The following is a 9,967-nucleotide window of genomic DNA, read 5'->3' as shown; positions in this document are numbered from 1 at the left end:
CAGAGCGGTGTCAGATGGCGCGACACTGTGAAGGGATCGTCGTTCGCAGCGCTGGGGACGGGGGCGGGGCACGGTGGGCATCGGGGATCGGTACGAGCGGCGGGCGCCGCTCGCCGTCGGCGGCATGGGCGAGATCTGGGAGGGCACCGACACCCGGCTCAACCGGAACGTGGCCATCAAGCTCGTCCGGCCCGTCGCGAACGGGGACCCGGCCGACGCCCGGCGCCGCTTCTACCGGGAGGCGCGCGTCCTCGCCCGGCTGCGGCACCCGGGAGTCCCCGTCCTGTACGACTTCGGGCAGCTGGGCGAGGGTGACCTGTTCATCGTCATGGAGCTGGTCCCGGACGCGGTGAGCCTGCGCGACCTGATCGCCGAACGCGGCGCCGACACCCTCCCCGTGCCGTGGGTGGCCGCGATCGGCGCCCAGCTGTGCGCGGCGCTGGCCGCGGCGCACCGGGCCGGCCTGATCCACCGCGACCTCACTCCGTCCAATGTCGTCCTGGCGCCCGACACCACCGTGAAGATCCTCGATTTCGGCGTGGCGACCGCGCTGGAGTACGCCGAGTTCTCCGAGATCACCCGTCCCGGCGACATCCCGGGGTCCCTGCTCTACGCGGCCCCCGAACTCGATGGCCACACCAAGGCCGGCGTCGGCGGTGACCTGTACTCGGTCGGGTGCATCCTCTACGAGCTCCTCACGGGACGGCGCGTCTTCCAGGACGAGTCGCCGGTGGAGGAGATCGCCCGCCATCGTGAGGAGGACGCCCTGACCCCGGCATTCGTCCGCGACGACGTCCCCGAGCCGGTCGAACGGCTCGTCCTCACCCTGCTCGCCAAGGACCCCGCCGACCGTCCGGCGGGCGCCGGGCGGGTCTTCGCCGCGCTCCTGCCGTACGTCCGCGACCTCCCGCCGCTGCCCGGCTTCCACACCCTCGCGGGGACGGACCCCGTCCACATGTACGCGCGGGCGGTCGCCGCCCTACCGGGCTGACAGGACCCGTCCGCCCGCTGCTTCGCCCGCCGTTCGGCAACCTGCTCCCAGCGCCGACGGCCACATTCTAATGCTGTGAATTCGATCAACACGTATTTCGATGATTGATTGCATGTGTGACCTTGTCCGGATATGGTGCTGATCACGCGACCCGCCGTGGGTCATATCGGCGGGAGCCCCCCGCACTCGGAGGTGGCGATGAGCCGTGGCTGTTGCACGGCACACGAAGGGCCGGTGCCGCTCGGGCACCTGGCGGACCTGGAGGGCGGCACCGGCCTGACCGGCCTCGCCGACACCGCGCTCACCATGATCACCGCGGCGGAACTGCGCGCCGTCCTGCACACCTGCCCACCCAAGATCCGGCGCGAGCTGCTGCGCCAGGTCAAGATCCCCGACGCGAAGCGGATCTCGCCCACCACCGCGCAGGCGATGCTGCTCATCCTCCGGAACGGAGCCTCGCAGCGGCGCGACGCACTGCGCGGCATCCTCACCAGCGTGATCGTCCACGGCTTCGGCAACACCGAGGCCCTGGACGCCGCCGACTGCGCCGCGCTGCTGCACACCGCCACCGCCGAGGACGCCCTCGCACGGGCGGGCTCGCTGTCGGCCTGCCTGCGCTGGGAGTGCCCGACCTCGATCCGCCGCTGGTGCCTGGCCACGGTCATCGAGCTGGACCTGCCGCTCGCCCCCGTCGCGCTTGCGCTGCTGGTGACAGACACAGCGGAACCGGGTGGCCTGGCGGGCGCGGTCGAACCCGCCTGGGTGGCCCTGCGCGTCCGCCACCCCGCACTCCCCACAACACCCATCGGCGCCGCCGAACTGTGCGAACTCGCCCGCCGCCTCCCGACGAACGAGGACAACGTGACCACCACCGACCCGTCCGGCGTCGCGGCCGGCGACGTCCCGACAGCGCCCGACCTCGCCTCCGCCCTCGCCGAGCTGAGGATCCGGTTCCCCGACGCCGCCGACGCCGCCGGCCGGGTCGCCGACGGCCTGCGCGCCGAACGCCGTCCCGACGATGACGACCTCGCCCGGATCCGCGAGACGGTCGCGGCGTTCGACCGGGCCCGCGCCCAGGCCGAGACGATCGATCCCGGCGAGCGCCCGGCTGCCGATCTGGCCGCGCTCGCGGGGGCTCTGGAGACCGTCCGCGAAGCCGACCGGCGGGCGGCCCGGCTGCTCGCGCTCACCGGCGTCGAGGGCCCCGAGAGCATGGCGGCGATCCTCTCCGAGGTGCGAGACGCCGCGCGGAACGGAGAGACCGAGGGCCTGGACGTCCTCGCCGAGCTGATCGAGGTCATGGGCGCACCCGACGGGCTCCCCCGTGCGCTCGAACTCGCCGAGCGGGCCGGGGAGCGGCTTCCGGTCCGGTGGCGCCCGCTCGTCAACGTCGCGTTCACCGGTCGGCTCAAGCTCGGCATCCCCCCGGAGGACGAGACCGGCCCCGCGGACGGCTCCGAGCCGCCACCCCCGCCTCCCGAACCGAAACCGACCCCGCCCCCGGCCCCCGTCCAGGAAGCGGCTGGCGATGATGACCAGGACGACGACCTGGCCGACCTGGACGTGATGCTCGACGAGTCGTTCCCCGCGGCCCCGCTCACGGACACGCCCGCGACCACGACGCTCCCCGAGCGCGCCACGAAGGCCGACGCGCCCGCGCCGCTGCAGGCGGTGGCGACCGAGGCGCCCAAGCCCGTGCCGAGTGGTGCCGCGAGGCCCACGGCCTCCGCCCCGGACATCGCGGACGCCGAGGCGGCGGCCCTGCGGGCGGGACGCTTCGGACTGGCGGGCAGGCTCCGCACCGCCGCCGGACGGCCCGAGGTCGAGGAACGCGCCCGCCGATGCGCGGCGCTGGCAGGGAAGATGGTCACCTTCGCCGGGCCGCTGTCCGCGGAGTTCTCCGAGGTGGCCCGGCCCCTGAACGCCAAGGTGCTCGCCGACGATCTGCCGGGCGGCCTGCTGGCCTGGGCGGCGGCGGTCCGCGCGAGCCTGGTGCACCCCACCCCCGAGTCCACCAGGCTCCTGGAGGAACTCACCGTCCGCGTGTCGGGCTCCGCGGAATTGGCCGAATGCGGAGCGGCGTTCATTCGTGCCGCACGCAACGGCGCCTACCTCGGGCCCGGACTGGCCGGCCGGATCCGCGGCTCGGCCGAGGCGGCGATGGTCCGCAGGAAGGCCGTGAGCGAGGCGTCCCGCCTGCTGGAGGAGGGACAGCACCGCAAGACCAAGTACCAGTTCGCCACCGAGGTGTGGAAGGCGCTGGTGCAGGAGGAGGGCCCGATCGGCGGCCTGCTGGTGATCGCGATGCGCGACGACCCGGCCGAGGTGGACGCCGTCGTGGAGGAGAGCATGCTCCTGCGCTCCGGCGACGCGATCGACCGGCTGATCGATGAGACCTCGACGCGGATCACCGTCCGCCGCAAGAACAAGAGCAAGAAGATCATCGCCGGTGCGCGCGCCCAGCTGGTCAAGAAGGTGGAGAGCGCGCTGGAGACCGTCGGCCGCTGGGCCGTCGCGGTCAAGGAGGCGGGCGCCGGCGGCATCGACGTCGGCGCGCAGGACTGGAGGCTCGGGCCGCTCGGCCAGCTCCAGGACGCGGTCGGCGACCGCCGCGCGGCGATCGACGCCGCGCTCGGCGGGCTGGCCACCGGGTCCGACCCCGTACTCGCCGCCGCGGTGGACGCGGCCCGCGCGCTGCTCGGCCAAGCGCTCGACCTACTCGACGGCGCGTCCCTCGGCACGCCCGAGCCGCCCGTCGCCCACGTGCTCAACCGGCATCTGCTGCTGGCCGAGGGCGTCACCCTCGATCCCGTCACCTACGAGCCCGCCGGCGGCCTCACCGCCGAGCAGCTCGTCCCGGTCGCACGCGCCGCCTCCGACGACTGGACCGCCGCGTTCGAGCACCGGGCGGCACGGCTCGACCACGAAGGCACCCGCGCCGTGATCGCCGTCCTCGAACGGGAGGATCCGAAGGCCGCCGCGGACCTGCGCGAACGCCGCGACAAGTATGTCCGGGCCGCTCGTCAGGCCCGCGACGCGCGGATCGAGGAGATCCGCGACCGGATCGCGGAACGGGTGCGCGACGGCGTGCTCACCGAGGACCAGGTCCGGGGCGCGGAGGAGACTCTCCGATCGCTCTCGGGCGACCGGCTCGACTTCGACCGCGTCGACCGGGCGCTGGACGACCTGGCGAGCCTGCTGAGCGGACACCGCCGGGCCCACATCGAGGAGGAACGGGCCAGAGTGGCCGCGCTGGCCGCCGAGAACCCGCGGATCGAGGCGGTCATCGACCGTGTGACCAGCCGGATCGACGCGGGCGACCTCATTACCGCCCGCGAGTTCGTAGCCCAGATCGAGGCGGGCAACCCGCTGCCGGAGGTGGCCGCCGACATCGGCCACCTGGAGCGGTTCTACCCCGCCTTCCCCAGTGCCTTCGCCGACTTCGCCATCCGCGCCGGCAACCGGGCGCGCAAGCAGGACACCCCCGAGATCCTCACCGAGCTGATGAAGGCGTTGGAAGGGGGCCGTGACGTCACCGACCCCGACCTGTCGGCACTGCTGAGCGGGGCCCTCATCAAGATCCCCGCGCTGCGGAACGCCCGCCGCGAGGAGGCGCGGGAGGGACTGCGGCAGTGGAAGGCCTGCGGCCTCGGGTCCAAGACCGCCGGGAACCTGCGCACCGCGACCACCGCGATCCTCAGGATGATCGGACTGGAGGGAGAGCAGCACGACGGGGCCCGGGAGCAGCACCGCGTCTGGATCGACCTGGTGGGCGACCACCGGGTGGGCGAGACACCGCTGCCGGCCTTCGGGACCAGGATGAGCCCCTCGGGCGACCGGCTCCGGCTGGTGCTGGTGTGGCGGCGGCCCGGCCCCCAGCAGCTGATCGAGCTGCTCAAGGGGCAGCCCGAGGACCAGACCATCCTCGTTTGCTACTTCGGCGTCCTGTCGGCGGGCGAACGCCAGCAACTCGCCGCCGCCGCACGGCGCCGCACGGCGCCCGTCGTCGCCGTGCTCGACGACGCGGCGATCGGATATCTGGCCTGTATGCCGGAGGCCGACTGGTCCGCCGCGGTCGCGCTCACCGCGCCCTTCACCGCGACCAACCCGTACGCGCCCGTCGGCGACGTGCCCGCCGAGATGTTCTACGGCCGCGACGACCAGCTCCGCGAGGTCACCGGGCGCAGCGGCTCCTCGTTCGTCTACGGTGGCCGCCAGCTCGGCAAGTCGGCGCTGCTGCGCAAGGCGCAGCGCGACATCCAGCGGAGCGACCCGGGCCGGACGGTGATCCTGGAGAACATCCAGACCGTCGGGAAGGTGGCCACCCGGCTGGAGGCCTTGTGGTCCAAGCTGGCCGACAAGCTCGCGCAGGCCGGCGTGATACCGGCCGGCATCGTGCAGCGCGACCAGGTGCGGGAGGCGGTCCGGGCGTGGGCTCGCGAGGACCCGCGCCGCCAGCTGCTGATCCTGCTGGACGAGGCCGACCAGTTCCTCAACCAGGACGCCAAGGACGGGTTCGAGAACGTCACCGCCCTGCGCGACCTGATGAGCGAGACCGACCGCCGGGTCAAGGTCGTGTTCGCCGGCCTCCACCAGACCGCCCGGTTCGAGAGCCTGCCGAACCAGCCGCTCGCCCACCTCGGCCAGCCCGTCGCGGTCGGGCCGCTGGACCCGCAGAATGCCTTCGACCTGCTGGTCCGGCCCCTGGCCGCACTCGGGTTCAGATTCCCCGAGACGCTGGCCGCCCGGGTGATCGCCGAGGCCAACAACGCCCCCGCGCTGGTCCAGCTCTTCGCCGCGGAGCTGCTGACCCGGCTGCGCCGGAACCCGCTCACCATGCGGACCCTCCCGTACGAGATCACCCGTGACGACGTCGAGGCCGTCTGGCGCGACAAGACCCTCGTCCGGGGGTTCCGCGACCGTTTCGAATGGACCCTCAACCTGGACAAGCGCTACAAGGTCATCGCCTACACGGTGGCCCTGCACGCGCTCGCCGCCGGCGCCGACGAGACGCTCAGCGTCGGAGAGCTCTGGGAGCAGTGCCTGAACGGGTGGGCGACCGGATTCGCGAACTGCCCCAGCGACGACTTCCGCGGCCTGCTCGACGAATGCGTCAACCTCGGCGTCCTCGGCCTGGACCGCGACCGGTACCGGCTCCGCACTCCGCACATCCTGAACCTCCTCGGCGGCATCGACGACGTCCAGAAGGTCCTGGACAACGCCGACGAGTTCGAGCTTCCCGACCGGTTCGACGCAGGCTCGTACCGCGGCGTCTACCGCGACGGTCCCGAGCGGTCGCCGCTCAGCAGCGCGCAGCTCGCCCGGCTGGCCCGCCCCCAGAACTCCGTCTACGTCGTGGCAGGGTCCCCGGCCCTGCACGCCGACCGCGTGCACATTGCGATCGAGGCCGAGCAGACCGAACGGCCGAACCTAAAGGTCCACCGGGTCGCGCGCGACGTCCAGACGTTCGAGGGCGCCCTCCTCCATGCCCGCCGGAACGGGCACACCGTGATCGTGGTCGACGAGCACCGGAACACGCACCACTTCTCCCGCCGGCTCGCCGAGGCGGGCAAGGCCGTCACCGAGCACACCGGAGGCACCCTCGCCGTCGTCCTGGTCACCACCGCCCGGCTGGCCCCCGAGTGGGTGAAGGCGGCGGAGCTGGACTCGGTGGAGCTGCTCCAGCTCCGCCGATTCGAGGCCCCCGCCATCCGCCAGTGGATGTCGGAGGACTCCCAGGGATTCCCCGACGAGGCGGGCCAGGACGCGCTGCTCGCCCGCACGGGTGGCTGGCCGACGCTGATCGGCCAGGTCGTGCACCGGCTCGCCGAGCACGGCGGGAACCGGGACCAGGCCCTCGACCACTGCCGCGACCAGCTGCTCGGGGCGCCCGCCGAGTTCGTCCGGTCCACCGGGGTCCTCGCCGATGCCGCCCTGGCCGCCGCCTGGCGGGTGCTGGTCGACGAGGACGACGCGGACACCCCCGACAACCTCGCGGTCCTCCTCGACATGCACGCGGAGGACTCCGCCGCCGAACTCGCCCCGTCGTCGCTGGAGGCGCTGGGCTACGCCAGCACCGCCGACCTCGTCGAGGCCCTGCGGATGCTCGGCGCGCTGGTACCGGACGAGGGCAGGATGGCGTGCGAGCCGGTGCTCGCCGAGGCGACCCGCCACATGGCGAAGACCCTGTGACCGGCGGCGACCGGGCGGCTCTCACTCCCGTCCTGGTGGCCGTCGCCGAAGTCGTGCGCTCCCGGCCCGGCGCCGCGAACCTCCCGGGCACCCCCGAGACCCTGGCGCGAGAGCAGGCCCCGTTCCTGCTGCGGGCCATGCTCCGGTCCCGGGGACTGCGAATCCGCGCGGCGACGGTTCTGGAGGACACACGGCCGGCGGAACGGACGCGGACGCTCGCCGCTCTCCTCCTGCACGAGGACGACGCCGTGGCCCGAGCGGCCCAGACGACCCTCGTCCCCGGCACCGTCCCGCCACGGGACCGGGCGGCGGAGAGGGCGGAGCGAACGATCGCCGACCTCAAGAAGCGGCTCAGCACCGCACAGGGGCGGCTGGAGTACGCCCGGAAGGACACCCGCGACGCGCTCCGGCTGCTGAACGACACCAGAGCGGCCATGACCGACCTGGAGGAGCGCGCCGGGCAGATCACCGAGCAGCTGGGCATCGCCGAGCGCAGGTTGCAGGAGCCGCGGGCCGCGGCCTCCGCACTGCTCAGGGCGCTGGAGCAGCCCCCGGTCCCGGAGGATGACGCGGCGGCCCGGGACCCGCACAACCTCGTCCCGGCGCCCGGGCACAACGAGCACCTGCTCGCCTCCGCTCGGGCGGCCGGCCTGCCCCCGGCCGAGATCCTGCGCATCCTGCGCGCCGTTGTCGAACCGGCGCCCCGGGCCAGGGTCACCGCCGAACTGGAGCTCAGGGTCACCCCGCTCGGCGGCGGGACTGAGATCGGCGGGTCCTGCCTGCTGATCGAGGCGGGCGGCACCAGGATCCTCGTCGACGCGGGCCTCCGGCCGGGGGAGCGGTCCCTGCCGCCCCCAGGCATCGGACGCGCCCTGGACGGCCCGCTGCACGGCGTCGTGATCACCCACGCGCACAACGACCACTGCGGCTACGTGCCCGCCCTGACGGCGCTCCGCCCCGACCTGCGGGTTCTCGCCACCGCCGAGACTGTGCGGATCATGCCGGTGATGTGGAGCGACACCGCCAAGATCATGCGGCAACGGACCCGGCAGGCGGCCCGATGGGGCGGCGACGTCACCGCCGCGTACGAGCCGCTGGAGGTCGGCGCGGCCGCCCGGCGGTGCGAGGAGATCCCGTTCGGAGTCCCGCGCCGTATCGGCGAGATGACTATCGAACTCTTCCCCGCGGGGCACATCCTCGGGGCGGCCGGGGTGGTGGTCCGGGCGGGAGACCACCGGGTCGTCATCACCGGCGACATCTCCGGATTCCGGCAGGAGACCGTCGACGGCCACGCTGTTCCGGAATCGGCGCGGGAGGCCGACCTGCTGGTCCTCGAGACGACCTGCTGTGGCGAGACCCACGACGACCGGGACGTACGGGTGGGCGACCTCGTCCGATCCGTTCAGGAGGTCTGCCAGGGAGGCGGCCGGGTCCTCATCCCCGCGTTCGCCCTGGGCAGGGCACAGGAGGTCGCCCTCCTGATGCGCCGCCACCTCCCGGATGTGCCGGTGCGCGTCGACGGGATGGCGGTGGACCTCAGCACTGTGTTCGAGACGGTGACCGCCGGCGGTCCCCGCCCTCTGACGGTCTTCGGCGGTGCCGTCGCCGTCGCCGATCGTCCGACCGAGCTGGACACCTTCCGCACCGGTGTCGTCATCACCACCTCGGGGATGCTGAACGGCGGGCCCGCCGTCCAATGGGCCTCGCGCATCCTGCCCGAGCGCGGAAGCGCCCTGTTCATCTCCGGCTACCAGGACGAGGAGTCGCCCGGCGCGGCCTTGAGCCGCCTCGGTAAGGAGGGCGGCGAGTTCACCCTCATGGACCGGGATCGGGAGGTCGACGTCCCGGTCCGGGCCAGGGTCGAATCGATGCGCCTCTCCGCCCACGCCGACCGCCGCGGCCTGCTCGACATCGCCGACGAGGTCGGCGCGCGCCAGGTGATGCTGGTCCACGGTCTGCCCCGGCGGCAGCGCAGGTTCCGCGAGGTCCTGCGCGTCCGTGATCACCGGACCGCGGAGACCGCCCTCTGGCGCTCACCGTGAGCGTGACCGCCGACCTCATCGTGACCGGGCGCGGAGGTGTTGTTCAGTCGTGGCGGGACCGGAGGCGGCGTAGGAAGGGGGCGGCCGCGGCGAGGCCGGCGGCTGCGAAGGCGAGGAGCGTCCAGGGCGGTCTGCGGCGGGGGCTGCGTGGTGGACGGGCCGGAGCGGGGGGACGGGCGGGTTCCCGGAGCGCGTGCTCGTACTCCTCGTCGAGGAGGTGCAGGAACCGGCGTTCGCGGCGGCCCCCGGCGGCGCGCAGGCGCAGGTCGCGGCCCTCGGCCCAGAAGCGGCGTCCCGGTTCGCCGGAGAAGACGATGTGCGCGGTGGCGCGGAGGTGCTCCTCGCTGATGGCGCGCAGCTCGTACCGCATCTGCCAGTTGGAGATGATCAGGTTGACGTACATGTGCTCGCGCTGGCCGTCGACGTTGCCGGAGGCGAAGAACGGGCCCCAGCAGCCGCGGTAGAGCGGGTCGTCCATCGCCATCTGGAGCAGGTCGGTGTGGACGGCGCGCAGTCCTTGCTCGCGGGCCGCCTTGGCCTCGTGCGCCTGCATGAACAGCGAGACCGCCACGCCGATCAGGGCGAGTACCGCGAGCAGCGCCGAGGCGGCCCCGTAGGTCTGGCCGATCCAGCTCAGCTCCTCCCAGTCGCCGGACCTGGAGCTGAGGGTGCCGAGCGCGAAGGGGGAGACGGCGACCAGGCCGCAGACGAGCACGATCACCAGGAGCAGCAGAACCGCCAC

At 73.3% G+C, this 9,967-nt stretch carries 4 protein-coding genes; 3 read left to right on the top strand and 1 reads right to left on the bottom strand.

The annotated features are described in order from the left end of the window. Positions 1–73 precede the first annotated feature (73 nt). The 3 genes from QP090_RS20420 (at position 74) to QP090_RS20410 (ending at position 9,225) form a co-directional block, all read left to right on the top strand. Positions 74–991: a serine/threonine-protein kinase gene (locus QP090_RS20420; protein WP_285940706.1), complete on the top strand. Its 918-nt coding sequence runs from the start codon at positions 74–76 to the stop codon at positions 989–991. A gap of 234 nt (positions 992–1,225) precedes the next feature. Continuing rightward, the gene (locus QP090_RS20415; protein ID WP_285940705.1) at positions 1,226–7,183 is read left to right on the top strand and encodes a hypothetical protein; all 5,958 of its coding nucleotides are present in this window, start codon (positions 1,226–1,228) and stop codon (positions 7,181–7,183) included. After that, positions 7,180–9,225 (top strand): MBL fold metallo-hydrolase, encoded by a 2,046-nt coding sequence (locus QP090_RS20410; protein WP_285940704.1) that lies wholly within the window; start codon positions 7,180–7,182, stop codon positions 9,223–9,225. The genes QP090_RS20415 and QP090_RS20410 overlap by 4 nt, the downstream gene beginning before the upstream one ends. Before the next feature lie 43 nt (positions 9,226–9,268). Here the strand turns inward: QP090_RS20410 and QP090_RS20405 are convergent, their stop codons facing one another. After that, positions 9,269–9,967 carry a DUF6082 family protein gene (locus QP090_RS20405; protein ID WP_285940703.1) on the bottom strand — a complete coding sequence of 233 codons (699 nt, stop codon included), beginning with the start codon at positions 9,965–9,967 and terminating at the stop codon, positions 9,269–9,271.

This window comes from Actinomadura xylanilytica (genome assembly GCF_030283145.1).
In the GTDB taxonomy this organism is placed as follows: domain Bacteria; phylum Actinomycetota; class Actinomycetes; order Streptosporangiales; family Streptosporangiaceae; genus Spirillospora; species Spirillospora xylanilytica.
Note: the sequence above shows the minus strand (reverse complement) of the source record. Positions and strands in the feature narration are given on the sequence as shown.